Annotated in this window: 1 protein-coding gene; it reads left to right on the top strand. The window is 58.7% G+C overall.

Going from position 1 to position 230, the window contains the following annotated elements; genetic code table 11:
* The coding region (locus tag BQ17_RS01945) for a Uma2 family endonuclease (protein ID WP_141699037.1) at positions 1-230 on the top strand (230 nt) is incomplete at both ends.

Genomic DNA, 230 nt, shown 5'->3' with positions numbered 1-230 from the left:
CACTTCGTGCGGAATGTGGAAGTGGCGGTACCGGATCTGGCCGGTTGGCGACGGGAGCGGATGCCCTACTTGCCGGAAGATCAACGCTTCGAGGTAGTTCCTGACTGGATCTGCGAGATCTTGTCTCCGTCCACGGCGAGCAGGGATCGTGAGATCAAGATGCCGCTGTATGCCCACTATGAGGTACAGTACATCTGGCTGATCGATCCGGCTAAGCGCATGCTGGAGGC

It is taken from the genome of Candidatus Thiosymbion oneisti (assembly GCF_900092655.1).
Classification (GTDB): domain Bacteria; phylum Pseudomonadota; class Gammaproteobacteria; order Chromatiales; family Chromatiaceae; genus Thiosymbion; species Thiosymbion oneisti.
This window is presented reverse-complemented; position numbering and strand designations above follow the sequence as displayed.